This window comes from Microbacterium sp. GCS4 (assembly GCF_001262495.1).
GTDB lineage: Bacteria > Actinomycetota > Actinomycetes > Actinomycetales > Microbacteriaceae > Microbacterium.
Genome location: NZ_LGYE01000005.1, coordinates 178,664 through 202,976 on the forward strand (window position 1 = coordinate 178,664; position 24,313 = coordinate 202,976).

A 24,313-nucleotide genomic window follows, 5' to 3' on the forward strand; every position below is an offset into this window, starting at 1 on the left:
ATGACCGACCAGACCCCGCAGGTGCGCCTGGAGCGCGCCAAGGAGGCCTCCCGTGCCACCGCCGCGCTCACCAGCGACGACAAGGAACGCGCGCTCGAGGCCATCGCCACGGCCCTCGAGCAGAGTGCAGCCCGGATCATCGAGGCGAACGCCCGCGACATCGAGCGCGGACGCGCCGAGGGGATCGGCGACTCGCTCATCGACCGTCTGCGCCTCGACGAGAAGCGCGTCGCCGCTCTGGCCGCCGCGGTGCGCGAGGTCGCGGAGCTGCCCGACCCGGTGGGTCGCGTGGTCGGCGGGCATCGGATGCCGAACGGCGTCGCTCTCGAGCAGGTGCGTGTCCCGTTCGGGGTGGTCGGCGCGATCTACGAGGCCCGTCCGAACGTCACGGTCGACATCGCGGCTCTGGCCCTGCGGTCCGGCAACGCCGTCGTTCTGCGCGGCGGGAGTGCGGCGCGCGACTCGAACACCGTGCTCGTGGAAGTCATGCGCGACGCCCTCGCCGGAGCCGGCATCACGCCCGAGGCGATCCAGACGGTCGACGACTTCGGACGCGACGGCGCCAAGGCGCTCATGCACGGACGCGGTCTGATCGACGTGCTCGTGCCGCGCGGCAGCGCCGGACTGATCGAGACGGTCGTGACGGAATCGACCGTGCCCGTCATCGAGACCGGCGCCGGCAACGTGCACATCGTGCTCGACGAGAGCGCGCCCGACGACTGGGCTCGCGACATCGTCGTGAACGCGAAGGTGCAGCGCCCCAGCGTCTGCAACGCGGTCGAGACCGTGCTCGTGCTGCGCCAGGCGGCACCGCGCCTCATCCCGTCGGTCGCCAGCGCGCTGCAGAGCGAGGGCGTGGCGATCCACGGCGACGACATCACCGCCGGGCTGGTCTCGAACGTGATCCCCGCCACCGAGGAGGACTGGGCCACCGAGTACCTGAGCCTCGACATCGCCATGAAGGTCGTCGACACGCTCGACGACGCCCTCGACCACATCCGTCGCTACAGCACGGGACACACCGAGTCGATCGTGACGACCGATTCCCGCAACGCGGAGCGGTTCCTGGCCGAGGTCGACTCCGCCGTCGTCATGGCGAACGCGTCGACGCGGTTCACCGACGGCGGCGAGTTCGGCTTCGGTGCGGAGGTCGGCATCTCGACCCAGAAGCTCCACACCCGGGGCCCGATGGGGCTTTCCGAGCTGACCAGCACGAAGTGGCTCGCGCGTGGAGCGGGGCAGACCCGCGGCTGAGGGCTAGACTAGGGGGCGCTGAGGCGCCCGAGCGCCACGCCCGCCAGCCACGAAACGGAGCAAGGATGAATCTCGTCGCACAGATCGCGATGGCCGCCGCAGAGACCGAGCACCACGGCAACGTCCAGCTCGAGACGCTGATCTTCGGTGCCGTCGCCGCGATCGTGTTCGCCTTCCTCGCGCTCGTGACCCTGTCGTACAAGAACGTCGCGAACCGTCACTCGGCCAAGGCCGAGGCCTGGGCCGAGAAGCACGGCAAGCACGGACACGAGGCGGGACACGGCCACTAGGCCCGTATGAACGACACGACCTCGCGCCCCGCGCGCATCGGTGTGATGGGCGGCACGTTCGACCCCATCCACCACGGCCACCTGGTCGCCGCGAGCGAGGTCGCGCACTCCTTCGATCTCGACGAGGTCGTCTTCGTCCCCACCGGACACCCGTGGCAGAAGTCCGACGTCACCCCCAGCGAGCACCGCTACCTCATGACGGTGATCGCCACGGCATCCAACCCCCAGTTCACGGTCAGCCGGGTCGACATCGATCGTGAAGGCCCGACCTACACGATCGACACGCTCCGCGATCTGAAGCGAGCTCGGCCCGACGCGGAGCTCTTCTTCATCACGGGTGCCGATGCCGTGGCGCAAATTCTCAGTTGGAGGGACCATGATGAGTTGTGGGAGTTGGCCCACTTCGTCGCGGTCTCACGTCCAGGACACGTCCTGAGCACTGACGGCCTCCCGAGTGACGACGTCAGTCAGCTGGAGGTGCCTGCGCTGTCGATCTCGTCGACGGCCTGCCGTGAGCGGGTTCACGAAGATCAACCGGTGTGGTACCTCGTCCCCGACGGAGTCGTTCAATACATCGCGAAGCATCATCTGTATCGGAGCAAGGCATGAGTACATCGGATCAGAACGAGCAGGGTCCGCTGACACGCAAGCAGCTGCGGGAGATCCGGCTGACCGGATCGACGCCGGTCATCACACCCGACGAGGCCGCCGAGGCCGCAGCCGCCGCTGCGACCACACCCGCCCCGCCCGCACCGCGTCCTGCCGCGCCCGCGGACGTCCCTCCCGCTCCCGTCGAGGAGAACTCCGCTGACGGGCGACTCACGCGTCGACAGATGCGTGAGCGTGAACGTGCCGCCACGGCATCCGTCCCTGTCGTCGGGGAGGACGCGTCCGCTGAGGACCAGGCCCCCGCGGAGACGTCCGGGCCGGTGCCCACCGAGGAGCAGGCTCCCGCCCAGGGCTCGGCGCTCGTCACCGGCATCCCGGCGTTCGCGCCCCCGGTCTCGCAGCCGGCGCCCGCAGAGGACAGCGCTCCCGATGCCCCTGTCGTCGACGCGCAGGAGCCTGCGGCGGACGACGACTCCGAGGCGGACCAGGAGATCGTGCTCGCCCCGGTCAGTGCAGCGTCGAGCGTCGACTCGGTCGGCGAGGTGCCGATCGCACCGTTCGTGGACGAATCCCGCGAAGCTCAGGAACCCGACGAGGCTCCGGCGGACCAGGCTCAGGCGGACGACGACGAGGATCCGGTCGCGGCGGTCGCGGCTCTGGGCATCGAGGTCGAGACTCCGGCCGACCCGGAACCCGACGACGCGGACGACGTGCTCGCCGACGTCGCGGACGCCGAGGACGTCGACCTCGACGAGGGCGAGCGCCCGACCGTGAACTCCGCCTTCGGACAGGGCGTGCTCGCGGATGCCGCACCGGAGCCCCAGAAGCCCTTCGCCCCGTCCTTCGACGAGCTGCTCACCGTCGGCGACTCGACGGGCTCGCACCGTGCGGGCAACACCCTGATCTTCACGCCGGGTCCCGGCGAGGGATCCCTGTCGGGCCCCGTGGCCTCGACCGGCGAGATCCTCGTCACGGGCTCGTACGAACTGCCGAAGGGGCTGGGCTCGCGCGGCCACGCCGACGGCACGACCGACGGCAAGGAGGTGGACGCCGTGCTCATCGACGGCGAACTGCCCCCGGCATCGTCTCCCACGCCGATCGCCGCCAGCTCGGCGATCAGCACCATCAAGCCCGCCGGCGAGGTCATCCGTCCTCCCGCCCCTGAGAAGGGCAACCGGCTCATGATCATCCTCGCGATCGTGGCGGGTGGTCTCGCCCTCGCGGTCGGGGTCGCCGTCGTGATCGCCATCACCACGAATGTCTTCTGATGCAATCACCTGAAACCGCCGTCCAGATGCTGCAGCTCGCAGCCGACGCCGCCGTCTCGAAGGGCGGCGAGGATCTCGTCGCCCTGAACGTCTCCGAGCCGCTGCCGCTCGTCGACATCTTCCTCCTCGTCACCGGGAACAGCGAGCGCAACGTCGCCGCGATCGCCGACGAGGTCGAGGACAGGCTGATCGAGGCCGGACACAAGCGCGTGCGCCGCGAGGGCCGCGCGGAGGCGCGCTGGGTGCTCCTGGACTTCGGCGACCTGATCGTGCACGTGTTCCACCAGGAGGAGCGGGTCTACTACGGCCTGGAGCGCCTCTGGAAGGACTGCCCTGTGGTCCCGTTCGAGGTCGCCGAGCCCACCGCCGACCGCGCCTGATATGCGCACGCATCTGATCACGGGCGCAGGCTCCGGGATCGGCGCCGTCGTCGCACGCCGTCTGCAGGAGCGCGGCGACAGCGTCGTGCTGCTCGCGCGCGACGCGGGGCGGGCTCGGGAGATCGCGGCCCAGCATCCCGGCGCGACGACCCTGGTGGGCGACCTCGCCCAGCCCGGTCGCCTGTCGTGGGCGCTGTCGAAGCAGGCTCTCCCTGAGCGCATCGACTCGATCGTGCACGCGGCCGGTGTCGTCGACCTCGGGGCCGTCGCGGACCTGCCTGCGACCCTCTGGGAGCAGCAGCTCGCGGTCAACCTCGTCGGTCCCGCCGAGCTGACCCGACTCCTGCTGCCGCTGCTGCGCGTCGCTCGCGGCCGCATCGTGTTCGTGAACTCGGGCGCCGGCCTGCACGCGCACGCCGGCTGGTCGGCCTACGCGGCATCGAAGCACGGGCTGCGCGCCCTGGCCGACTCGCTGCGGGCCGAGGAGGCGGAGTACGGCGTGCGCGTCACCTCGGTGTACCCGGGACGCACCGCGACCCCCATGCAGGAGCGCGTGCACCAACAGGAGGGACGCGACTACGACCCGTCCCGCTTCATCGCGCCGGAGTCCGTCGCGACCACGGTCCTCACCGCGCTCGACCTTCCGGACGACGCCGCGCTGACCGATCTCACGATCCGTCCCGCGCGCTGAGTCGAGGCCGCACAGGCCGACCGCAGTGTCAAGGGGCTGTGCCGACGCCCGCGATCCCGAGATGATCTCTCCCAGGGGAGAAAGTCTTGGAGGACCGTCACATGCCCGGAGATCCGGAGCCACGATACGTACTCAACCGCATCACTCCGACCGAGTGGGTGATCAACGACCAGCGGTACCCCGAGAACGACCCACGGCATCTCGTCGCGTGCGTGTACGAGTATGCGGAGACCGAGGTCGAGGTGGTGTGGCTGCGGGACCTCCCGCTCGCCATCCGCTACTCCGACGCGTACCAGGTGCTGGAGGACGTCGCGCGCATGCAGGACTCGAGTCGGGCGACGCGTCCGATCGCGATCCCGCACCTTCCGCCGCTGCTCGCGACCTGAGCGCGCCCTCGCTCAGGCGCTGAGACGCGTGCGCCGAGCCAGCATGCCCCGGTCAGCGCGCGTCTGCGGAGGGATCGCCGACAGCAGCGACTTGGTGTACGGATGCTCGGGCGTGCGGTACACGGCCTCGGTGTCGCCGACCTCGACCATGTCGCCGAGGTACATGACCGCCACGCGGTCCGCGATGTGCCGGACGAGCGACAGATCGTGCGCGATGAACACGATGGACATGCCGAGCCGCTCGCGCAGATCGCACAGCAGGTCGATGATCTGTGCACGGATCGACACGTCGAGCGCCGAGACCGGCTCGTCGCACACCAGGACGTCAGGGTCGAGCGCGAGGGCGCGGGCGATTCCGATGCGCTGCCGCTGACCCCCGGAGAACTGGTGGGGGAACCGGGAGGCCATGTCGGGGGAGAGCCCGACGAGTTCCAGCAGCTCGGCGACGCGATCGCGTCGGCTCGACGGCGATCCGGAACGCGTCGCGGCGAGCGGCTCCGAGATGATCTGCTGGACGGTCATGCGCGGGTTGAGTGACATGTAGGGGTCTTGGAAGACCATCTGCACTCCGCGACGCAGGACCTTGCGGTCTGCGAGGCGTCCGCGTGTCACGTCCTGGTCGCGATACGTGAGCGTTCCGGCGTCGGGGGAGTCCAGCCCCACCAGCATCCGCGCGAGAGTCGACTTGCCGCTGCCGGATTCTCCGACGATCGCGAGGATCTCGCCCGGGCGGAGGCTGAGGTCGACGCCGGCCACCGCGGCCACGCGATGCGCACGACGTCCGCTGCCGGAGCGGAACGTGCGCTCGACGTCCGCTGCCTGCAGAATCGGCGCGGCACTGTCGTCGGCGACGGCCGCGCTCACGTCCTTCGGCATGGAGTGCAGGAGCTGCTGCGTGTACGGATGCTGCGGCGCGGTCAGCACCTCGTCGGCGCTGCCGGACTCCACGATCCGCCCCGTGCGCATCACGGCGACGCGGTCGGCGACCTCCATCACGACGCCGAGGTCGTGGGTGATGAGGAGGATACCCATCCCCAGCCGGTCGCGGAGGGAGAGCAGCAGGTCGAGGATCTGCGCCTGCACGGTGACGTCGAGCGCCGTGGTGGGCTCGTCGGCGATGATGAGGTCGGGGTCGAGCGCGATCGCCATGGCGATGAGGATGCGCTGCCGCTGGCCGCCCGAGAACTGATGCGGATAGTCGTGCACGCGCTTCTCGGGAGACGGGATGCCCACGAGCGTCAGCAGCTCCACGGCGCGAGCCCGCGCATCGCGCCGGGCGATGCGGCGATGTGCGCGCAGGAGGTCGATGATCTGGTCGCCGATGCTGAGCACGGGGTTGAGCGCCGAGAGCGCATCCTGCATGACGAGGCTCACGGTGACTCCCCGCAGCCGTCGGTGCTGTTCGGGGGTGAGGGAGAGGAGATCGGCGTCGCCGAGGCGGAGCGTCGTCGCCGCGACCTCTCCGTCCTCGATGAGGCCCATGATCGCCCGCGCGGTCATGGACTTGCCCGAGCCCGACTCGCCGAGCAGCGCGAAGACCTCGCCGCGGCGCACCGAGAGGTCGATGTCGTCGACCACGCGCGTCGAGCCGGCGTCGCCGTTCAGGGTGACGGTGAGGCCGCGGACGTCGAGGACGGGGCCGCTTTCTGATCCGTTCGTGTTCTCCATGGAGCCATCATGCCAGCACTTTCGCTCTGAAATGTTTCGAACAGGAAACATCTCTGCCGAATTTTCGCAAAGTAGTTGACATGAGCGCCGAAATCGTCGAGATTCGAGAAATCTCCCCGGGATGGATGGGAGAGGCACCCGCACACCGAACCGAAGGAGCGCATCCGTGCTCGAACCAGCAGACCGCTATACCGGCTACACCGCCTACGACTACCTCGAAGCGGGCAAGGACTACCGGGAGTTCCGCTACGCGGCGCAGATCGGCCGCGTCCCCGCCTACGAAGGGCTCGACCTCAGCGACACGCAGAAGGAGCGCACCGAACGCCTGCTGCGCGAGGAGACCGTGATCTCCCTGCACGAGCACGTCCAGGTCTTCCCCGAGGACATGGGCGAGCTGCGCGACCACATCCGCCAGGGCCGCGAACCCACCGGCTACCAGGGCCTCGCGCGCTCGGGCCTCACCGCCGTGTTCGACAACGGCATGGACGGCACCTGCTGCATCTCGAGCGACGCGGGCTGGAAGTATCAGGATGTGCTCTTCGACCTCGGCGTCCGCATGGCCGACCTCGCCCACCAGGACTTCGTGATCAAGGCGGAGTCCATCAAGGACATCCGTCACGCCGCCGAGACGGGCCGCGTCGCCCACATCTTCGCACTCGAGGCGTCGACCATGATCGAGAACGAGGTCGACCGGCTCGACGTGCTCTACGGGTTCGGCGTCCGCCAGATGGGCATCGCCTACTCCGAGGCCAACATGCTCGGCGGCGGACTCAAGGAGCGGGGCGATGGCGGCCTCACCTACTTCGGCGAGCGCGCGGTCGAGCGCATGAACAAGCTGGGCATCGCGATCGACATCTCGCACTCCGGCGACCAGACATGCCTCGACGTCATCGCGCACTCGAAGGTGCCCGTGTTCATCACGCACGCCGGCGCTCGGGGCCTGTGGCCCACGAACCGCATGAAGACGGACGAGACGATCATCCAGTGCGCGAAGCGCGGCGGCGTCATCGGCATCGAGGCTGCCCCGCACACGACCATCTCGCCCCAGCATCCGAAGCACTCGCTGGAATCGGTCATGGACCACTTCCAGTACTGCGTCGACCTCGTCGGACTCGAGCACGTCAGCTTCGGCCCGGACACCCTGTTCGGCGACCACGTGGGCCTGCACGACGCGTTCTCGTCGAACCTGTCGCTCGGGCAGGCGCACGCCAACGTCGAGTACGAGAAGCAGCCGTACGTCGACGGGATCGAGAACCCCGCCGAGGCGTTCTACAACATCATCGGCTGGCTCGTGAAGCACGACTACTCCGACGACGAGATCCGCGCGGTCGTCGGCGGCAACACCATGCGCGTCCTCGAGGAGGTTTGGGTCTGATGAAGCACAGCAAGTTCCTCGCGCTCGGCGCGGCCGCGGCTCTCGCCGTCGGTCTCGCCGCGTGCGCACCGACGGCGCCGGAACCGGGAGAGTCCTCCGGGACGACCGGCCCGAGCGACGAGACTCTCAGCATCGGCACGACGACCGACGTCGTGAACTTCAACCCGGTGCTCGGCAACAGCCGCACCGACTCCTGGATCACGAACCTCATGTACCCGCACCTGCTGAGCATCAGCGACGACGGGACCAAGGAGGAGCACGTCGCCACCGACTGGGGCTACGTTGACGACACCACGGGGTTCTACGAGATCCGCGACGACCTGACCTGGAGCGACGGCGAGCCGCTCACCGCCGAGGACGTGGCCTGGACGCTCAACGCGGTCAAGCGCGACCAGGCGCCCGGCACCTTCTACGGGCAGCTCGGCAACCTCGACACCGCGACAGCGGTCTCGGACACCCGCGTCGAGCTCACGCTGACGCAGCCGGACTCGTCGATCATCGACGAGATCGGCTTCTGGGGAGTCGTGGTCCCGCAGCACGTCTTCGAGCCGCAGGGCTCCATCGCCGAGTTCGCGAACGACGGCAGCGCGGGCGGATGGGTCGGGATGGGCCCGTTCATCCTCGAGGACTTCCAGGTCGGGCAGCACTACACGCTGAAGCGCGTGGAGGACTACCCGCTCGTCGAGGGAGGCGTCCCCGGTCCCGCCGAGGTCGTCTACCGCGTGTACCCCGACGTGAACACCGAGATCCTCGCGCTGCAGAGCGGCGAGATCGACGTGATCGCGAACGCCCTGCCGCCCGCGCAGGTCGACCAGCTCAGCAACGCCTCCGGCCTGCAGGTCATCGAGGCCGCCGGGCTCGGCTACGCGCACCTCGTCTATAACATGGAGAAGCCCGACCTCGCGAAGACCGAGGTGCGGCAGGCGCTCGCCCACGCGGTCGACTATGAGGCGATCCGCACGGTCGTGCTGCAGGGACAGGCCGTCTCGACCGGTTCGAGCGCTCTCATGCCGGTGCTGGCCAAATATTACGACGACTCGGTCACGGAGTACGAGTTCGACACCGACAAGGCGCGCGAGCTCATGGAGGAAGCCGGGTACACGGCAGGCGCCGACGGGATGTTCCCGATCTCCTTCCGACTGATCTACTCGCTGCAGGACAGCGTGACCAGCCAATGGGCGCAGCTCGTCAAGGACAGCGCCGCCGAGGCGGGCATCACGATCGAGCTGCAGGGCACCGAGCGCAACACGTACCTGTCGATGACCAACGCGGGCGACTACGACATCTACGCCGGCAACTTCGCGATCATGGACGACCCCGTGACGAACTTCGCCCTGTCGTACCTGCCCGGGGGAGCGATCAACTACACCCACGTCGACGACCCCGAGCTGAACGCCCTGATCGAGGAGGGCATGGTCACGTTCGACGAGGACGACAAGATCTCGATCATGCGCGAGGCGAACAAGATCGTGCACGAGCAGGTCTACGACAACATCATGTACACGCAGAACCTGTTCTTCGCCGCCAGCGATGAATGGGCCGGCTTCATCTCGAAGCCGAGCGAGCTGCTCTCGATCGTGAACCCGCTCTCGCTCGCGAGCGCGCACCCGGTCGAGTAAACCCGCCGTAGGAAATCTCGAGGAAGGTCGCCCGGGTGTCCCGAGCATCGTTCATTCTCCGTCGCGCAGGGCGAGGCCTGCTCACGATCTGGTTCGCCGTGACCGTGACGTTCCTGCTCCTCCGCCTGCTCCCCGGAGACCCCGCTCTCGCGTTGGCGAGTCCGAACATGACCGACGCCATCCGGGCGACCATCCTCGAACAGTACGGGCTGGATCAGCCCCTGATCGTCCAGTACGGGCTGTACATGTGGCAGCTCGTGCAGGGCAACCTCGGCATCTCGTTCACGCAGTCGATCCCCGTGATGGACGTGCTGCTGCAGCGCCTCCCGTGGACGCTGCTGCTCACGGTCACCGCGCTCGTGCTGACGGTCCTGATCGGCATCCCCCTCGGTGTGGCCGCGGCCTCGCACAAGGGACGGTTCATCGACCGCGCCGTGCAGATCCTCGGCGTCACCGGTCAATCGCTGTTCGTGCCGAGCGTCGCGATCCTGCTGCTGTTCGTGTTCGGCCTCAACCTGGGCTGGTTCCCGATCGGCGGGGCGTACACGAACAACACCTACGGCATGGAGTGGTACCTCAGCGTCGCCCAGCATCTCGTGCTGCCGGCCGTGTCGCTCATGCTCATCCAGGTGGGCTCGTACGTGCTCACGATGCGCTCGACCCTCATCGAGACCCTCAGCGAGGACTACATCCTGCTCGCCAAGGCCAACGGGCTCCGCGGCCGGCGCATCCTCTGGAAGCACGCGCTGCGCAACGCCCTCCTTCCCACCACGACCCTGATCGGCCTGCAGCTGGGCTTCCTGGTCGGCGGCGCGGTGCTCACCGAGACCGTGTTCGCCTATCCCGGAATCGGACGCGGCATCTACGAAGCCGTGACGCAGCTCGACTTCCCCGTCCTGCAGGGCGCGTTCCTGATGCTCGCCCTCACGGTCGTGGTCGCGAACACCCTCACTGACATCGTCTACGGCTACCTCGACCCGAGAGTGAAGACGTCATGACCGCACCTCTCCTGCCCTCCGCCGAGGGAGCACCCCTCACAGAACCCGCCGCCGTCGGCAGCGAGCGCGCGAGCGCGCACACCTGGCGGGCATTCCGCCGCGACCCGCTCGGCATGATCTCCCTGGGTCTGCTCATCCTGCTCGTGGTGATCGCGCTCGCGGCGCCGCTCATCGCCCCGTACCCCGCGAGCTACGGCCCTGACGTCCTGCGTCCGCCCGGGGGTGAGCACTGGTTCGGCACCGACGCACTCGGCCGCGACGTGTTCTCGGAGGTGATCTGGGGCACGCAGCAGAGCGTGCTGGTCGCCGTCGCGGCATCCGTCATCGCCATCGTGTTCGGCACGATCATCGCGGTGATCGGCGCCTACTTCCGCCGGCTCGACAGCATCATCAGCGTGATCGTCGATATGACGCTGTCGCTGCCCGTGCTGCCGCTCATGATCCTCATCGCGGCGCTCGTGGGGCCGAGCACGAGCACCATCATCTTCGTGGTCGCGGCGTTCTCGTGGCCCGAGGTCACCAGGCTCGTGCGGTCGCAGGCTCTCACCGTGGTCGGCCTGCCGTACGTCGACGCCTCGCGGCTCATGACGACCTCGCCGTTCTGGATCATCACGCGTCATGTGCTGCCCGCGGTCACGCCGGTCGTGGTGGTCTCGGTCGTGGTCACAGCCTCCCGCGCGGTGCTGTCGGCCGCCGGCCTCGCGTTCCTCGGACTCGGTGACCCGACCACCTGGTCGTGGGGCCGCATCCTGTACGAGGCCCAGCAGGCGGGGGCGATGGTGAGCGCCTGGTGGCTCACACTCTTCCCGTCGATCGCGATCCTCATCCTCGTGCTGTCGGCCACACTGCTCTCGATCGCCTACAACGATGCCCGCAACCCGCGGCACCTCAAGCGATGAAGGGAACCACCGAAATGGAACCGTTCGACCAGCGACTGGCACCGGAGTTCTTCGACCGTGCCCAGGAGCGGGTTCGCGCGATGATGGCGGAGGAGGGGTTCGCCGCGATCCTCACCGAGCACCCCGAGGACATCGCGTACCTCACGGGCTTCTTCCACCACCCCTCTGAGCGTCCGGTCGCGGTGTGGCTCGAGGCGTCCGGCCGCGTCGTGATGCTGCTGCCGGAGCTCGAACGGGAGTACGCGCAGTCGCAGTCGGCGCGCGCCGAACTCGTGGCGTTCTTCGAGTTCCCCGGGATCGTCGCACCGTTCTCGGTGCTCGCGGATGCCGTGCGACCGCGCGGCCGGATCGGCTTCGCCTCGACCATGCCGTACGCCCGGCTCGCCTCGGCGCGGTCTGCGATGCCCGAGGCCGAGTTGGTCGGCACCGATCTGCTCGCCCGCGCCCGCCATGTGAAGCTCCCCGAGGAGGTCGCGCTGCACCGCGAGGCGGCCAGGATCACCGATCGGATGCTGGAGGCCGGAGTCCGCCTGGTGACCGACGCCGTGGCCGCCGGCGGAGACCTGCCCACGGAAGCCGAGCTCGAGCGCCACGTCACGGCCACGGGTGCCGGCATCATGTACGGCGAGCACCGCAACGTGGTGGTGGCGTCGCTGCTGGCCGGGGGCCTGGTGTACTCGGGGGCGAACTCCGCCTTCCCCCACGGCCTGCCATCGGTGAACAGACTGCGCGCCGGCGACACGTTCATGCTGTCGCTGGGTTGCGCGGTCGGCGGACGCTTCATCGAGGGGGAGAGGACCTTCGTGCTCGGTGAGCCCACGGCCGAGCAGCGTCGCTACCACGACACGATCCACGCCGCTCAGCAGCTCGGACGTGAGACGATCCGAGAAGGGCTGGAATGCCGTGAGGCCAATCGGCTGTGCCTCGACGTGATCCGCGAGGCGGGGCTGGGCGAGTTCATCCGCCACCGGCAGGGGCACGGCATCGGCCTGGGGATGCACGAGGCGCCGTGGCTCGAGGACGGCGACGACACGCTTCTCGTCGCCGGCATGGTCGTGTCGAACGAGCCGGGAATCTACGTGCCCGGCCACGCCGGCTACCGCATCAGCGACAGCATGCTCGTGACGGCGGACGGCGCGGAGGCGCTCACGACGTTCCCGCGGGCGCTCGACGACTGCATCATCCCGCTCTGAGCGCGGGCACACCACAGAGATCTGGACAGGAAGAGGAAGAAGATGAGCAGCACACCGGAGGTCTCCCCGGAGTTCGCCGCGGCGACCAGCGATCACCAGTGGGTCGAGATCAACGGCAACCATCTCGCGGTCGAGGTGCTCGGACCGGAGGGCGCACCCGTCATCATCACGCACCACGGCGCGCCCGGACTGGGGTCGAGAGCCGAGCCGCGCGCGAGCTTCGGCCGCCTGGCCGACGAGTACCGCGTGGTCGTGTTCGATGCGCGCGGCAGCGGGCAGAGCGAGGGCGAGGGCACCTACAGCCACGAGCAGTGGGCGGCCGACATCGACGGCCTGCGGGAGTGGGTCGGCGCCGAGCGCATCGTCATGGCCGGCGGCTCCTACGGCGGATTCATGGCGATGGAGTATGCGCTGCGGTACCCCGACCGCGTGTCCGCGATCGTGCTCCGAGACACGTCGCCCGACAACTCGAACGCGCACCTCGCCAGGGAGAACGCCCTCGCCTCCGACCGCGTCACGATCGACATGGAGAAGTTCGACCGCATCGACGTCGGTCAGGTGCGCGACGACGAGGACCTCAAGGACTGCTGGCGCGAGATCCTGCCGCTGTACGACTTCGTGTACGACCCGGAAGCCGTCGAGCGCAAGGTCGAGGCGACGCCGTACCGCTACCGCGCCCACAACTACGCGTTCTCGGTGAACCTCCCGAACTACGACCTCAAGCCGCGGCTGCACGAGATCGCGGTGCCGACACTCATCACGGTGGGGCGGACCGACTGGATCACGCCAGTATCGTGTAGCCAGACGATCGCCGATCTCATCCCGGACTCCGAGATGGTGGTGTTCGAGAAGTCGGGGCACTCCCCGCAGATCGAGGAGGCAGAGGCGTGGACCGAGACCGTGCGCACGTTCCTGCACCGGGTGCAGCCGCCGACGGCATGAGCTCCGTACCACTGGTGAGGGACGTCAGCGACCTCGACCGACGCATCGTCGTCGCCCTGCAGCAGGACGGCCGAGCGAGCTGGACCTCGATCGCCGAGTTCGCCGGAGCGTCGGTGTCGACCGTGACGCGACGGGGACAGCAGCTCCTCACGGAGGGCATCGTGCGCGTCGGCATCGTCCCGACCCTCGGCAGCGAGGGGCACGTCGAGACGTTCTTCGTGCGCATCAACTGCACGCCCGGCTCGCAGCTGACCGTGGCGGAAGCGCTGATCGGCTCACCGTACGTGCGGTTCGTGACGCTCGTGACCGGCAAGTTCGACGTGTTCGCCGAGGTCGTGATCCCCGGTGACTCGGCGAACTATGCGCACGTGCTCACAGACCTGCAGGCGATCCCCGGCGTCGAGCGGTGGCGCAGCGACCTCGTGGTGCACACCTACAAGGTGAGTTTCGACTGGGGGCGGCAGCTGTACGACTCGCATGCCGAGGCGGCGAGCGACCCGACGTCGTACATGCCGGCACCCAACACCTGCGACCCCTCGCACTTCGACGACGCGGATCGCGCGATCGTCCGCGAACTCAGCGACAACGGGCGTGCCTCGTTCCTGTCGATCGCGGCGAAGCTCGACATGAACGAGAGCAGTGTGCGACGGCGATACGAGCGGATGCGGTCGGCGGGATGCCTCACGACCGTGACGATGGTGCCGGCATCCGCTCTCGGCATGAGCGCGGAGACCCTTCTCATGCTGCGCGTCGAGCCCTCGCGGCTCGCGTCGGTAGCCCAGACGCTGTCGCAGCATGTGTCGGTGCGGTTCCTCGCGGCGGCGCTGGAGGAGAACTCGCTCTACTGCGAGATCATCCTGCCGAGCACCGAGACCCTGCACGACTTCCTCACCGGGACGATCGCCCAGCTCAAGGGTGTCAAGGGATGGAACGCTGCCATGGAGCTCGTGTTCATGAAGCGCGGCTTCATCGAGACGCCGTGGTGGCGCGCGCAGGTCGCGTCCGCGGGCGGGAGCTGATCAGTCGCCCTCGGCCGCCAGACGGTCCGCCTCGGCGCTGTCGATGCTCTCCGGGTTCGCGTCAGGGTCGAGCTCGCGCTCTCCGTCGACCTCGCGGGTCGCCGACTCGACGTCCTCGTCGTCTCCGTCCAGCGGCGGGACCGGAGGGATCAGGGGATTGCTCATGTCGTGCTCCTCTCGTGATGGTCCGATCACGCTAGGTCATGAGCGGGGCGCCGAGGAGTCCGTTGACGCGCTCGCGGTCGGGGAGTAGTGCTCAGACCGTCTCCTGGCGCTTCTTGCGGAAGGGCCGGGCGGGGGTGTGCGGTCCGTCCCAGACGGTGATGATGCCCCAGGCGACCGCGGCGAGCGGCACCGACAGCACCGCTCCGACGATGCCGCCGAGGATCGTGCCCGCGGTCAGGGCGAGCAGGATGACGAGCGCGTGCAGCTTGAGCGAGCGCGCCATCACGACCGGCTGCAGGAAGTTGCCCTCCAGCTGGTTGACGAGCACCACGATGCCCACGACGATCAGCGCCGCGATCGGCCCGTGCGTCACGAGCGCGACGAGAGCCGCGAGGATGCCGGCGGCTGTGGCCCCGACGAGCGGGATGAACGCCGTGAGGAAGACGATCACGGCGAGAGGCACGGCCAGCGGGATCTGCAGGATAGCGAGACCGATGCCGATGCCGATGGCGTCGACCGCCGCGACGATCGACGTGCCGCGGATGTAGCCGCCGAAGACGTCGACCGTCTTGTCGCCGATGCGGCGAGCGCGCTCATAGCTCGCACCGGTGAAGGGGCGGAGCAGGAACTCCCAGATGCGCGGGCCGTCCTTGAGGAAGAAGAACAGCACCACGATCATGAGCGCGAGGCCCGTGAAGAAGCTCGCCGTCGCGGACACTCCGGCGAGCGCGCCCTGGCCGAAGGAGGCGCTCGTGAGGAAGTCGCCCGCGCTCGCCCACACGTCGTCGAGGTCGATCGAGGCGAAGTCGAACGGCAGGGTGTCGAGCCAGGCGGTGACCTGGGAGATGCCGTCGGTCGCGGAATCGACGAGGTCGTCCCATTGGGAGCGGACCGTGAGCACGATGACCCACACGATGCCGCCGAGCACCGCGAGGATGCCGATGAGGGCGATCCACGTGGCGAGGATCGAGGGCACTCCCTTGCGGCGCATCAGTGCGACGAGCGGGTGGATGGCGCACGCGAGGATCAGCGCGATCGTGACGGGGATGAACACCAGCGACAGCTGCGTGATGACGAGGACGCCCACGGCGACCAGCGCGAGGACCGCGAGGGTCTGAAGGCTGCGGGTGGCGGCGAGCCCCCATCCGCGGGACCACAGGCGGCCGGTCTCGCCCGTCACGCGTGCGGCCGCCTCGTCGCTCATCGGCTCGGGTCGTCGGAACAGTCCCATCACGTGTGCCTCCCGCCAGGCGCCGATCGGCGCGTCCTTGCGTCTATCAGACCATCACCGGACGGCAAGACCCTGGTGATCCGCCGCGCGCCGCGGGCTCGGACCGTTAGCGGCGTCAGACCTGCGCGTCGGCGACGGCGCGCCAGCGCGCGGAGAACTCCTCGGCCCGGTCGTCGGACCACTGCGGTTCGTAGGTATGCACCGGCGTCCAGGGGATGATCGCGTCCTCGAGTGCGAGCCCGGGTGTCACGGCGCAGCGGGCGAGGGCCGCAGCGCCGAGTGGAGTGGCGTGCGACGAGGGGTACACGTCGACGGGGATGCGCATGAGGTCGGCGACCGCCTGCATGAGCACGCGGCTCTGCGTGAGACCACCGTCCACCCGCAGGCGCTGCAACGGTCGCTCGAGATCCGCGTTCATGGCCGTGGCGAGCTCGGCCACCTGAGCGGCGATGCCTTCGAGCACGGCGCGCACGAGGTGCTCGCTCCCGGTCGACAGGGTCATGCCGGTGAAGGTGGCCGTCGCGTCGGGGCGCCACCAGGGAGCTGCGAGACCCGCGAGCGCGGGGACGCAGAGCACTCCGCCGGCGTCGTCGGCCGCGACCCTGTCGAGGTCGGCGGCCGTATCGATGAACGTGAGCCGTTCGAGCCACTGCACGGCGGAGGCGGCCGTGTACACCTGGCCGTCCAGGCAGTAGGTCGTGCTCCCGCCCTGCTGCCAGGCGACCGACGAGGAGAGCCCGGCGGAGGAGCGCACGGCCTCGTGGCCGGTGTTCGCGAGCAGGAACGCCCCGGTGCCGAACGTGCACTTCGCCTCGCCCGGCTGCAGGCACGCCTGTGCGACGAGCGCGGCCTGCTGGTCGACCACGAGCCCGCCGACCACGGCTGACCCTCCGAAGGCGGAAGTGGACCCGGCGACCTCGTCGCACGCGAGGATGCTGGGCATCTGCTCGTCGGCGAGTCCGAACAGGTCGAGGAGGTCGGGGGCCCAGGCGACGTCGTCGAGGTCGACCACGAGCGAACGGCTCGCAGTCGAGGCATCCGTCACGAACTCCCCGGTGAGCCGGTGCAGCAACCAGCTGTCGGAGGTCGTCACGACACCCTCCGTGGTGACCTCGCGGCGCACCCAGGCCTGCTTCGGGGCGGAGAAGTAGGGGTCGAGCACGAGGCCGGTGCGCGCGGCGATGTCGTCCGCATGCTCGCGCAGCTCGGCGCAGATCGACTCGGAACGACGGTCCTGCCACACGATCATGTTCGAGAGCGGACGACCGGAGTCCGGGTCCCAGGCGAGCACGGTCTCGCCCTGGTTGGCGAGCGTCACGACGTCGACGTCGACGTTCGCCGTGTTCACGGCGACCCGCCCGGCGCGGAGCACCGAGTCGAGCACCGCCTCGGGGTCGTGCTCGACGCCGCCGCCGGGAAGATAGGTCGGACGCACCGTGACCTCGCTGAGGGCGAGGATCTCGCCGTCGCCGCCGACCACGACGGCTTTGGTGCCCGAGGTGCCCTGGTCGATCGCGAGGACGGTGGTCACGACGCCTCGATCCCGCGGTGGGCGGCGGTGCGGCGCCACCAGGGGCCGTCAGCGCTACGTGGCACGACCCGGGTGGGCGGACGCAGCTCGCCGACCGGGATGCCGAGGGCAGGCAGCATCCCGATGACGTGGTCTGCGATGCCCAGTGAGGCGGTGAGCCCGGTCGAGCGGATCGCCGCGACGTTGATCAGACGATCGTCGCTCGCGGACGGACCGATCACGTAGTTGCTGTCGCGCCCGGCCGGGCGCAGGCCCGCATAGCGGAAGACGGGGGTGAGGCCCTCCAGGGCGGGGAACTGTGCGATCGCTTTCGCGAGGATCTCCTCCTCGGCCTCCGGTCGCACGCTCCAGTCGTCCTTGTCATCGAGATCGATCGCGGTGGGGCCGGCCACGACCCGGCCGTCGAGGGTCGGGAAGACCAGAACGCCTTTGGTGCGCTTCGTCGGCACCGGGAGGATGATCCGGTCGAGTGTCTGGCCGTCGGGGAGCTCGAACACGAAGAACTCGCCCTTGCGGGGGTAGATCTCGAACGAGTCGTCGCCGATCAGGCGGGCGACCTCGTCGGCCCGCAGGCCGGCCGCGTTGATCGCCGCGGCGACCACATGGCGGCCGCCGCCCGTCGTGTCGAGCACGAGGCCCCCGGCGGTGGGGGTGATCGCCGTGACCCGGGCGTCCGTCTGCACCCGCGCGCCTGCGGCGACCGCGGAAGCCGCGAGCGCCTGGGTGAACGCGACGGGATCGGTCACGGACTCGCCGGGGACGAGCAGTGCGCCGTCGGAGGCGCGGATGCTCACGTCGACGCCGTTCGCTGCGGCGTTCGCGGCGAGGGCTCGAACCGTCTCGTGGTCCTCGTCGCTGCGGGGGACCAGCTCTGCCCCGGACGAGAGCACGGGGATGTCGAGCGCGGCGAGGATCGTGGGGCGGAGCTGCGCGGCCCGCAGGATCAGCGCGGTCTCGAGCTGCCCCGGGGTCGAGTCGAATCCGGTGTGCAGGACTCCGGAGTTCGTGCCGCTCGCGGCGAGCGCGAGGTCGCTCTCGGCTTCCAGGAGCACGGTGTCGACGCCGCGGTGGGCGAGGGTGTGGAGGATGGCCGATCCGACGACGCCTCCGCCGATGACGGCGACGACGGGGGGAGGGGTGGAGACGTTCACGGGTGGATCTTCCTTCGGGAGAACGAGCGGTCGGGAGTCAGGAGGCAGGGACGGCGTCGTCGTCGAACGTGCGGTCGACGTCGGCCATGTCGGGCATCGTGAGGCCCTGGCGTCCGCGGGTGACGAGGAGGTACACGAGGTACACGATTCCGATCACGAGCATGATGCCGACGTACAGCCGCGGCTGCTCGAACGAGGCGTCGCGGAAGATGAGCAGCTCGTACACGAGCCACACGCTCGCCAGCACCAGCACCGGCACCTCCCAGCGTCCGAGGGAGAACCCGGTGCTGGCCGGGAGCGACTTCCGCTTCACGATGTACAGGAGCACTGTCCCCGCGTAGATGATGGCCGGCAGCAGCGTGGCTGCCGAGAACAGGATGAACAGAGCATCGCTGGTGCCGCTGAAGATCGCAAGGATCGCCTGCGTGATGACGAGGTAGCCGACGGTCGCGGCGACCGGCGTGTGGCGCGTGCGGCTCACACGACGCAGGACCTGCCAGGCCGGGAACCGCTCGTCGCGCGACATGGCCCACATGAGACGGGTCCCGCTGAGGGTGATGACCAGCCCGCACGAGAAGATCGAGATCACGACGAGCACCAGGAGGATCTTGCCGATCACGGGACCGAGGACCGAGGTGATCACGGTGGCGACGGGTGTCGCGGACTGCGCGAGAGCTGCGGTGTCTCCGGCGAGAGCGGTGACGGCGATGAGGAACAGCATCCCGAGCGCGCCGAGTGCGAGCACGGCCTGCACCATCGCCCGGGGGATGACCCGCTCGGGGTTCTTGGTCTCCTCGGCGAGGTTGGCCGCCGACTCGAAGCCGACGATCGTGAACGCGCCGAGCAGGAAGGCGAGAGGGAACGGGCCGGCGTCGGTCAGGCCGCCGAAGTCCCAGTAGCCGGCCTCGGCGACCGGGGCGGTGGCGAAGAGCGTGGCGACGTCAAGACGGCCGAGAGCGGCGCCGACCACGAAGAGCAGCAGGGTGATGCCGATCATGCCGATGATCTGTACCGTGACGGCGACCTCGTTCACGCGGTTCGTGAGCTTGGTGCTCAGGGCCACGAGGACGGCCTGCAGCAGCATCACGACGGCGGTGATGACCCAGCAGTTCGCGGGGGTGGGGGCGTAGCCGAACAGTTCGGGGAGGATCGTCGCGGCGATCGTGTAGTCGACGGCGACCACCACGATCACGAGGAAGGCGAACGACACCCAACCCGTGAGCCACCCGAGGACGGGGTTGGCGAGGCGCGACACCCACTGGTAGGCATAGCCGCTGATGGGGATGCGGGCGGCGAGAGCCCCGAAGATCAGGGCGACCATCGTCTGACCGACCACCGCGATGGGCCAGGCCCAGATGCCGCGGGGACCGCTGCTGTTCAACACGGCCCCGTAGGTCGTGAAGATCCCGGTGGCGATCGACACGAAGCCGAAGGCGACCGCGAAGGAGGCGTACAGGCCGAGCTCGCGCTTCATGCGCACGCCGGCGAGGGCGGAGGATGCCGGGGAGGCGGGTGTGATGTCCATGGCTCGACTTCCATCGTCGGGTGTTGGTATAGACCAGCCTTGGTCTATACCAATGTACGATAGGGACGTGACCGGTAGCGTGTCAAGGGTGAGCATCGAAGCGCCCGAGGAGAACCCCTCAGTCACTGAGGGGGAACCTGCCTACCTCCGCATCGCCGGGGCGCTGCGCACCCGCATCCGAGATGGCGCGCTCGGCGCCGGAGACCCGCTCCCACCCGAGCGTGAGCTGTGCGTGGAGTTCGGCGTGAGCCGGATGACCGTGCGCCGCGCTCTCGGGGTGCTCGAACGCGAGGGGAGGGTCCACCGCGAGGCGACCCGTGGGACCTTCGTCTCCGAACCTCGTGTGGAACTCCGTCTGGGGTCGTTCTCGCAGGAGGTCTCGCGGGCCGGCCGGCATCCCGGTGCGGAGCTGTTCTGGGCCGAGGAGCGCGCTGCGGACGACCCGGTCGCCGACGGGCTCGGTGTACCGGTCGGGACGCTCGTCTACGCCCTCCAGCGCCTTCGCCGCTCCGACGAGGAGCCGCTCGCTCTCGAGACCACCTACTACCGCGCCGACCTGGTTCCGGGTCTCCTCGACGGCGATCTCTCGGGATCGCTGTGGGAGGAGGTGCGGCGACGCTTCGGTCTGACGCTGGCGCGCACGACCGCGGCCCTGGAGGTCGTGGTCCTCGACGGGGAGGCCGGCACCCACCTCGGGGGACGCCCGGAGTCGGGAGGTCTGCAGCTCACTCGGAGGACCTACCTCGCGACGGGGGAGTGCCTCGAGTTCGCGGTCGACGTGTACCGCGCGGATCGGGTGTCGCTGATCATCGAGCGAGCGGTCGACGACGAGTGATCTCCGTCTACGACCTCGACGGCGTTCTCAGCCGCTCGGACACCATGGCCGCCCTCGTCTTCGCGCGTCTGCGGCGCCGACCCTGGCTCGCGGGATCCGTGGCTCTCCTCGCGCTCGCCGCAGCCCTTGCCGGCCCGAACGGGCGGCTGCGCCCGCGGTGCAACCGTGCCATCGTGCACCTCGCGCTCGCCGGGGTGACGGAGGAGGAGTACCTGCAGCTCGCGGATGCTGTCGCCCGGCGTCTCGCCGCACGCGACGACAACGCGCCCGAGGGGGTTCTCGCGGCGCTGAGGCGGTCGGCGAGCGAGGGCGTCGTCGTGGTGAGCACCGCGACCGAGCGCTGGCTCGCGCAGCGCTATCTCGCCGAGATCGGCGTCACGGGAGTTCAGGTCCATGCCTCGCAGCTCCGGTTCCTCGCGGACGGCGCACGGTTCGCGGCTCACAACGTCGGCGAGAACAAGGCCGCCGCGTTTCGGGCGGCGTTCCCCGGCGAGGAGATCGCCGTGCTGCACACCGATTCCGCGAGCGATCTGCCACTCGCGCGGACGAGTGCGGAGACAGTGCTGGTGCACCCGTCGCCCCGCACGCTGCGTGCGTTCGCACGCGCGGGTGTCGCGTTCCGCATCGTGGACGCCTGAGCCTCTCCTCGCGCGTCAGGCGCGCGACTCGATAGACGGAAAACGCCGCCGGAGAGCATCCGTAAGCGGCGATTTCCATCTATCGGCGACTCGCGTTTCAGCCCTGGCGGCCCTTGAAGCGCAGGTTGAGCTTGTTGATGACGAAGACGCGGCCACGACGGCGCACGACCTGCGCACCGGGCTGGTTCTTGAGCGACTTGAGCGAAGCGCGGACCTTCATGCGTGACACTTTAATGAGAATGGTTATCATCTACAGAGTAGAGCATCACCATGATCGAAACGGAACACCGTGAACACAGAGGCCGTCATCGTCTGCGGACACCGCCCAGGACCCCGAGCGCATATTGCACGACGGCTGGCCGTCGAACGCGGCTGCGTCGTCTCGCACGCGCTCCGGACGGACGCCGCGCACGACTTCTCGTCCGACGCGCTGCACGTCGTGCGTCACGGAAGGCCCGAGCGCCTCGTCGCGGAGATCCCGGCCGAGGCGTCGCTCCTTGAGACCCTGGGCTCGTTCCTCGACGACGACGACACCACGGTGCGCGAGGTCGTCTGCGTGGTCGACGCCGCGCGATTCTTCGACGACCTCCTCGACGACGAGTACTACACCGTGCCCGGTACCCGACCGCGCCGCTACGTCGCGCGGGCCTTGCGCATGGTGCAGCAGATCGAGCTCGCGAGCGCGCTGATCGTGACGGGGTGGGAGGACGTGCCCACGCGAGACCTCGCCGTGCTGCTCGCGCTCCTCAGTCACCTCGCGCCCGCCGCGCAGATCGGTCTCACGCGCGCGGAGCGGGTCGGGCCGCAGTCCCGGTTCGACGATCACGTGCACCAGCCCGGGTGGGTGCACGTGCTCAACGACGAGCACGACCCGTTCATGCGCGACCTCCGTGTGCAGACCTTCCGCTACCAGCAGCTGCGCCCCTTCCACCCTGACCGCCTCCACCGCGTGCTCGACGAGCAGATCGGCTCTGGAGCGTTCGGCGCGGTGCTGCGCTCGGCGGGGATGTGCCGTATCGCCACCCGACCAGGGCTCTCCGGCTCCTGGGAGCACGTGGGGCAGATGATCTCGCTCGACCCGCTCGACCCGCTCGCCCTCGACGGACACGACGAGGAGCCCCTCGCGCTCGGGCAGGACATCGCGTTCACGGGCATCGACATGGATGCCGTGGCGCTGAGTCGCGCGCTGGACGCCGCGGCGCTCACCGACGAGGAGCTGCTCGCGGGCCCCGCGGCGTGGCTGACGTACGCGGATCCGTTCCCGTCGTGGGAGAGCGCGGTGCACTGAGGTCCAGCGGTGGGGAGAGGGGATGCCGAGAAACAAGAAATCCCGCGATCTCTCGCGGGATTTCATCGGTGGACCTGAGGGGACTCGAACCCCTGACCCCCTGCATGCCATGCAGGTGCGCTACCAGCTGCGCCACAGGCCCAGAATTGCTTCCGATCGCTCGGAGCAACTCGAACAGCGTACTACACGGATCGCGCGCAGCACCAATCCGGGCCTGCCCGCCGGGCGCGTCGTGCGCGCCGGAACAACGCGCACACGAGCGACGTTGAGAACAGCGTGAGCATCCTCGACAGCGTCGTGATCGGCGCGGGGCAGGCCGGTCTGTCGGCCTCGTACCATCTGAGTCGTCTCGGCATCCGACACGTCGTGCTCGATGCCGATGCGGCACCGGGCGGCGCGTGGCAGCATCGCTGGGATGCGCTGACGATGCGCGACGTGCACGGCGTGGCCGAGCTGCCCGACGACGCCCCACCACCGCGCGATGACGAGCGGGCGAACATCGCGGTGCCGCGCACCTTCGCCGCCTACGAGGCCGCGCACGGCCTCCCGGTGATCCGGCCGGTGCACGTCGACCGCGTCGACGACGAGGACGGCATCCTCGTGGTCCGCGCCGGTGACCGGGAGTGGCGCACGCGCACTCTCGTCAACGCGACGGGCACCTGGACGCATCCCTTCCTGCCGCACTATCCGGGCATGGAGACCTTCCTCGGCGAGCAGTTCCACACGGTCGAGTACCCCGGGCCGGAACACTTCCGTGGCATGCGCGTGCTCGTGGTGGGTGGCGGGGCGTCTGCGGTGCAGTTCCTCGGTGCTCTCGCCCCGATCACCGACACGCTGTGGGTCACGCGCGCTGAACCCGTGTGGCGCACCGACGACTTCACGCCGGAGGCCGGGGCCGCGGCGGTCGCGCTCGTCGAGCAGCGGGTCGCCCGCGGGCTGCCTCCACAGAGCGTCGTGAGCGTGACGGGACTCATGCTGCGCGAGCAGGAGCGGGAGGCCGAACGCATCGGCGCCTACGCCGATCGGCGCCCGATGTTCGCGCGCATCGAACCCGACGGCGTGCGCTGGGCCGACGGCTCTTTCGAACGCGTCGACGCGATCCTCTGGGCCACGGGCTTCCGCCCGGCGATCAGCCACCTGGCCCCGCTGCACCTGCGCAGCGCCGCGGGTGGCATCCAGCTGGACCGGAACGGACGCGGCACGACGGCCGTGGCCGATCCCCGCATCCAGCTCGTCGGCTACGGTCCCTCGGCCAGCACGATCGGCGCGAATCGGGCCGGCCGCTCCGCCGCGACCGGGGTGCGACGCGCGCTCTCAACGGCGAACGTCCCCGGCGCCTGAGCCTTCTCTCGGGCTCG

The 24,313-nt window shown here is 69.3% G+C and carries 25 protein-coding genes and 1 tRNA gene; 18 read left to right on the forward strand and 8 right to left on the reverse strand.

Going from position 1 to position 24,313, the window contains the following annotated elements; all coding sequences use genetic code 11:
- The 7 genes from AKH00_RS16330 (at position 1) to AKH00_RS16360 (ending at position 4,878) form a co-directional block, all read left to right on the forward strand.
- Positions 1-1,254, forward strand: coding sequence for a glutamate-5-semialdehyde dehydrogenase (locus AKH00_RS16330; protein ID WP_050723829.1), 1,254 nt, complete (start codon positions 1-3; stop codon positions 1,252-1,254).
- Positions 1,255-1,319: 65 nt separating this feature from the next.
- A complete protein-coding gene (locus AKH00_RS16335; protein ID WP_050723830.1) occupies positions 1,320-1,544 on the forward strand; it encodes a hypothetical protein in 225 nt (74 codons plus the stop codon).
- Positions 1,545-1,550: 6 nt separating this feature from the next.
- Positions 1,551-2,153: a nicotinate-nucleotide adenylyltransferase gene (gene nadD / locus AKH00_RS16340; RefSeq protein WP_050723831.1), complete on the forward strand. Its 603-nt coding sequence runs from the start codon at positions 1,551-1,553 to the stop codon at positions 2,151-2,153.
- Positions 2,150-3,421 carry a hypothetical protein gene (locus AKH00_RS16345; protein ID WP_050723832.1) on the forward strand — a complete coding sequence of 424 codons (1,272 nt, stop codon included), beginning with the start codon at positions 2,150-2,152 and terminating at the stop codon, positions 3,419-3,421. Before nadD ends, AKH00_RS16345 begins: the two co-directional genes overlap by 4 nt.
- The gene (gene rsfS / locus AKH00_RS16350; protein ID WP_050723833.1) at positions 3,421-3,801 is read left to right on the forward strand and encodes a ribosome silencing factor; all 381 of its coding nucleotides are present in this window, start codon (positions 3,421-3,423) and stop codon (positions 3,799-3,801) included. Before AKH00_RS16345 ends, rsfS begins: the two co-directional genes overlap by 1 nt.
- Position 3,802: 1 nt before the next feature.
- On the forward strand, positions 3,803-4,492 hold the full coding sequence (locus tag AKH00_RS16355; protein WP_050723834.1) for an SDR family oxidoreductase: 690 nt from the start codon (positions 3,803-3,805) through the stop codon (positions 4,490-4,492).
- A 101-nt stretch (positions 4,493-4,593) separates the two neighbouring features.
- Positions 4,594-4,878: a hypothetical protein gene (locus AKH00_RS16360; RefSeq protein ID WP_050723835.1), complete on the forward strand. Its 285-nt coding sequence runs from the start codon at positions 4,594-4,596 to the stop codon at positions 4,876-4,878.
- Positions 4,879-4,890: 12 nt separating this feature from the next.
- Here the strand turns inward: AKH00_RS16360 and AKH00_RS16365 are convergent, their stop codons facing one another.
- A complete protein-coding gene (locus AKH00_RS16365; protein WP_050723836.1) occupies positions 4,891-6,546 on the reverse strand; it encodes a dipeptide ABC transporter ATP-binding protein in 1,656 nt (551 codons plus the stop codon).
- Positions 6,547-6,712: 166 nt separating this feature from the next.
- On the opposite strand from AKH00_RS16365, the gene AKH00_RS16370 reads away from it, so the two are divergent.
- From AKH00_RS16370 to AKH00_RS16400, 7 genes are read left to right on the forward strand one after another with little or no spacing between them, the layout of a single operon-like run.
- Positions 6,713-7,921, forward strand: coding sequence for a dipeptidase (locus tag AKH00_RS16370; protein WP_050723837.1), 1,209 nt, complete (start codon positions 6,713-6,715; stop codon positions 7,919-7,921).
- Positions 7,921-9,540 (forward strand): ABC transporter substrate-binding protein, encoded by a 1,620-nt coding sequence (locus AKH00_RS16375; RefSeq protein WP_050723838.1) that lies wholly within the window; start codon positions 7,921-7,923, stop codon positions 9,538-9,540. Before AKH00_RS16370 ends, AKH00_RS16375 begins: the two co-directional genes overlap by 1 nt.
- Before the next feature lie 35 nt (positions 9,541-9,575).
- Positions 9,576-10,538: an ABC transporter permease gene (locus AKH00_RS16380; protein ID WP_050723839.1), complete on the forward strand. Its 963-nt coding sequence runs from the start codon at positions 9,576-9,578 to the stop codon at positions 10,536-10,538.
- Positions 10,535-11,437, forward strand: a complete 903-nt coding sequence (locus AKH00_RS16385; protein WP_050723840.1) for an ABC transporter permease — start codon at positions 10,535-10,537, stop codon at positions 11,435-11,437. The genes AKH00_RS16380 and AKH00_RS16385 overlap by 4 nt, the downstream gene beginning before the upstream one ends.
- A 14-nt stretch (positions 11,438-11,451) precedes the next feature.
- Positions 11,452-12,630, forward strand: coding sequence for a M24 family metallopeptidase (locus AKH00_RS16390; RefSeq protein WP_050723841.1), 1,179 nt, complete (start codon positions 11,452-11,454; stop codon positions 12,628-12,630).
- A gap of 42 nt (positions 12,631-12,672) precedes the next feature.
- Entirely contained in the window at positions 12,673-13,572 is a 900-nt protein-coding gene (locus AKH00_RS16395) for an alpha/beta fold hydrolase (protein ID WP_050723842.1), read from the forward strand.
- Positions 13,569-14,591 carry an Lrp/AsnC family transcriptional regulator gene (locus AKH00_RS16400; protein WP_050723874.1) on the forward strand — a complete coding sequence of 341 codons (1,023 nt, stop codon included), beginning with the start codon at positions 13,569-13,571 and terminating at the stop codon, positions 14,589-14,591. The genes AKH00_RS16395 and AKH00_RS16400 overlap by 4 nt, the downstream gene beginning before the upstream one ends.
- Here the strand turns inward: AKH00_RS16400 and AKH00_RS18200 are convergent, their stop codons facing one another.
- The 5 genes from AKH00_RS18200 to AKH00_RS16420 form a co-directional block, all read right to left on the reverse strand.
- On the reverse strand, positions 14,592-14,756 hold the full coding sequence (locus AKH00_RS18200; protein WP_200903882.1) for a hypothetical protein: 165 nt from the start codon (positions 14,754-14,756) through the stop codon (positions 14,592-14,594). It lies immediately after the preceding gene.
- Between the two features lie 91 nt (positions 14,757-14,847).
- Positions 14,848-15,987 (reverse strand): AI-2E family transporter, encoded by a 1,140-nt coding sequence (locus AKH00_RS16405; RefSeq protein WP_050723843.1) that lies wholly within the window; start codon positions 15,985-15,987, stop codon positions 14,848-14,850.
- A 115-nt stretch (positions 15,988-16,102) separates the two neighbouring features.
- Positions 16,103-17,518 (reverse strand): FGGY family carbohydrate kinase, encoded by a 1,416-nt coding sequence (locus AKH00_RS16410; RefSeq protein ID WP_050723844.1) that lies wholly within the window; start codon positions 17,516-17,518, stop codon positions 16,103-16,105.
- Complete coding sequence (locus AKH00_RS16415; protein WP_050723845.1) at positions 17,515-18,669, reverse strand: NAD(P)/FAD-dependent oxidoreductase; 1,155 nt, start codon at positions 18,667-18,669, stop codon at positions 17,515-17,517. The genes AKH00_RS16410 and AKH00_RS16415 overlap by 4 nt, the downstream gene beginning before the upstream one ends.
- 37 nt (positions 18,670-18,706) lie before the next feature.
- Entirely contained in the window at positions 18,707-20,194 is a 1,488-nt protein-coding gene (locus AKH00_RS16420) for an APC family permease (RefSeq protein WP_050723846.1), read from the reverse strand.
- Between the two features lie 88 nt (positions 20,195-20,282).
- Here AKH00_RS16420 and AKH00_RS16425 point away from each other — a divergent pair, with 88 nt between their 5' ends.
- Together AKH00_RS16425 and AKH00_RS16430 are read left to right on the forward strand one after the other, a co-directional pair.
- Positions 20,283-21,029 carry a GntR family transcriptional regulator gene (locus AKH00_RS16425; protein ID WP_050723847.1) on the forward strand — a complete coding sequence of 249 codons (747 nt, stop codon included), beginning with the start codon at positions 20,283-20,285 and terminating at the stop codon, positions 21,027-21,029.
- Complete coding sequence (locus tag AKH00_RS16430) at positions 21,026-21,667, forward strand: HAD family hydrolase (RefSeq protein ID WP_050723848.1); 642 nt, start codon at positions 21,026-21,028, stop codon at positions 21,665-21,667. Before AKH00_RS16425 ends, AKH00_RS16430 begins: the two co-directional genes overlap by 4 nt.
- Positions 21,668-21,764: 97 nt before the next feature.
- Here AKH00_RS16430 and ykgO read toward each other — a convergent pair whose 3' ends face one another.
- Positions 21,765-21,887, reverse strand: a complete 123-nt coding sequence (gene ykgO / locus AKH00_RS16435) for a type B 50S ribosomal protein L36 (RefSeq protein ID WP_050723849.1) — start codon at positions 21,885-21,887, stop codon at positions 21,765-21,767.
- A gap of 69 nt (positions 21,888-21,956) precedes the next feature.
- Here ykgO and AKH00_RS16440 point away from each other — a divergent pair, with 69 nt between their 5' ends.
- Positions 21,957-22,955 carry a GTP-binding protein gene (locus AKH00_RS16440; protein ID WP_050723850.1) on the forward strand — a complete coding sequence of 333 codons (999 nt, stop codon included), beginning with the start codon at positions 21,957-21,959 and terminating at the stop codon, positions 22,953-22,955.
- Positions 22,956-23,024: 69 nt separating this feature from the next.
- Here the strand turns inward: AKH00_RS16440 and AKH00_RS16445 are convergent.
- Positions 23,025-23,097, reverse strand: a tRNA-Ala gene (locus tag AKH00_RS16445).
- Positions 23,098-23,231: 134 nt separating this feature from the next.
- Here AKH00_RS16445 and AKH00_RS16450 point away from each other — a divergent pair.
- Positions 23,232-24,296 carry a flavin-containing monooxygenase gene (locus AKH00_RS16450; RefSeq protein WP_050723851.1) on the forward strand — a complete coding sequence of 355 codons (1,065 nt, stop codon included), beginning with the start codon at positions 23,232-23,234 and terminating at the stop codon, positions 24,294-24,296.
- The last annotated feature ends 17 nt before the right edge of the window (positions 24,297-24,313 follow it).

Excerpts from the sequence above, each read along its gene's own strand:
- AKH00_RS16330 (WP_050723829.1), top strand. The coding sequence starts at position 1 with ATGACCGACCAGACCCCGCAGGTGCGCCTGGAGCGCGCCAAGGAGGCC.
- AKH00_RS16335 (WP_050723830.1), top strand. The coding sequence starts at position 1,320 with ATGAATCTCGTCGCACAGATCGCGATGGCCGCCGCAGAGACCGAGCAC.
- nadD (WP_050723831.1), top strand. The coding sequence starts at position 1,551 with ATGAACGACACGACCTCGCGCCCCGCGCGCATCGGTGTGATGGGCGGC.
- AKH00_RS16345 (WP_050723832.1), top strand. The coding sequence starts at position 2,150 with ATGAGTACATCGGATCAGAACGAGCAGGGTCCGCTGACACGCAAGCAG.
- rsfS (WP_050723833.1), top strand. The coding sequence starts at position 3,421 with ATGCAATCACCTGAAACCGCCGTCCAGATGCTGCAGCTCGCAGCCGAC.
- AKH00_RS16355 (WP_050723834.1), top strand. The coding sequence starts at position 3,803 with ATGCGCACGCATCTGATCACGGGCGCAGGCTCCGGGATCGGCGCCGTC.
- AKH00_RS16360 (WP_050723835.1), top strand. The coding sequence starts at position 4,594 with ATGCCCGGAGATCCGGAGCCACGATACGTACTCAACCGCATCACTCCG.
- AKH00_RS16365 (WP_050723836.1), bottom strand. The coding sequence starts at position 6,546 with ATGGAGAACACGAACGGATCAGAAAGCGGCCCCGTCCTCGACGTCCGC.
- AKH00_RS16375 (WP_050723838.1), top strand. The coding sequence starts at position 7,921 with ATGAAGCACAGCAAGTTCCTCGCGCTCGGCGCGGCCGCGGCTCTCGCC.
- AKH00_RS16385 (WP_050723840.1), top strand. The coding sequence starts at position 10,535 with ATGACCGCACCTCTCCTGCCCTCCGCCGAGGGAGCACCCCTCACAGAA.
- AKH00_RS16390 (WP_050723841.1), top strand. The coding sequence starts at position 11,452 with ATGGAACCGTTCGACCAGCGACTGGCACCGGAGTTCTTCGACCGTGCC.
- AKH00_RS16395 (WP_050723842.1), top strand. The coding sequence starts at position 12,673 with ATGAGCAGCACACCGGAGGTCTCCCCGGAGTTCGCCGCGGCGACCAGC.
- AKH00_RS16400 (WP_050723874.1), top strand. The coding sequence starts at position 13,569 with ATGAGCTCCGTACCACTGGTGAGGGACGTCAGCGACCTCGACCGACGC.
- AKH00_RS18200 (WP_200903882.1), bottom strand. The coding sequence starts at position 14,756 with ATGAGCAATCCCCTGATCCCTCCGGTCCCGCCGCTGGACGGAGACGAC.
- AKH00_RS16405 (WP_050723843.1), bottom strand. The coding sequence starts at position 15,987 with ATGGGACTGTTCCGACGACCCGAGCCGATGAGCGACGAGGCGGCCGCA.
- AKH00_RS16420 (WP_050723846.1), bottom strand. The coding sequence starts at position 20,194 with ATGGACATCACACCCGCCTCCCCGGCATCCTCCGCCCTCGCCGGCGTG.
- ykgO (WP_050723849.1), bottom strand. The coding sequence starts at position 21,887 with ATGAAGGTCCGCGCTTCGCTCAAGTCGCTCAAGAACCAGCCCGGTGCG.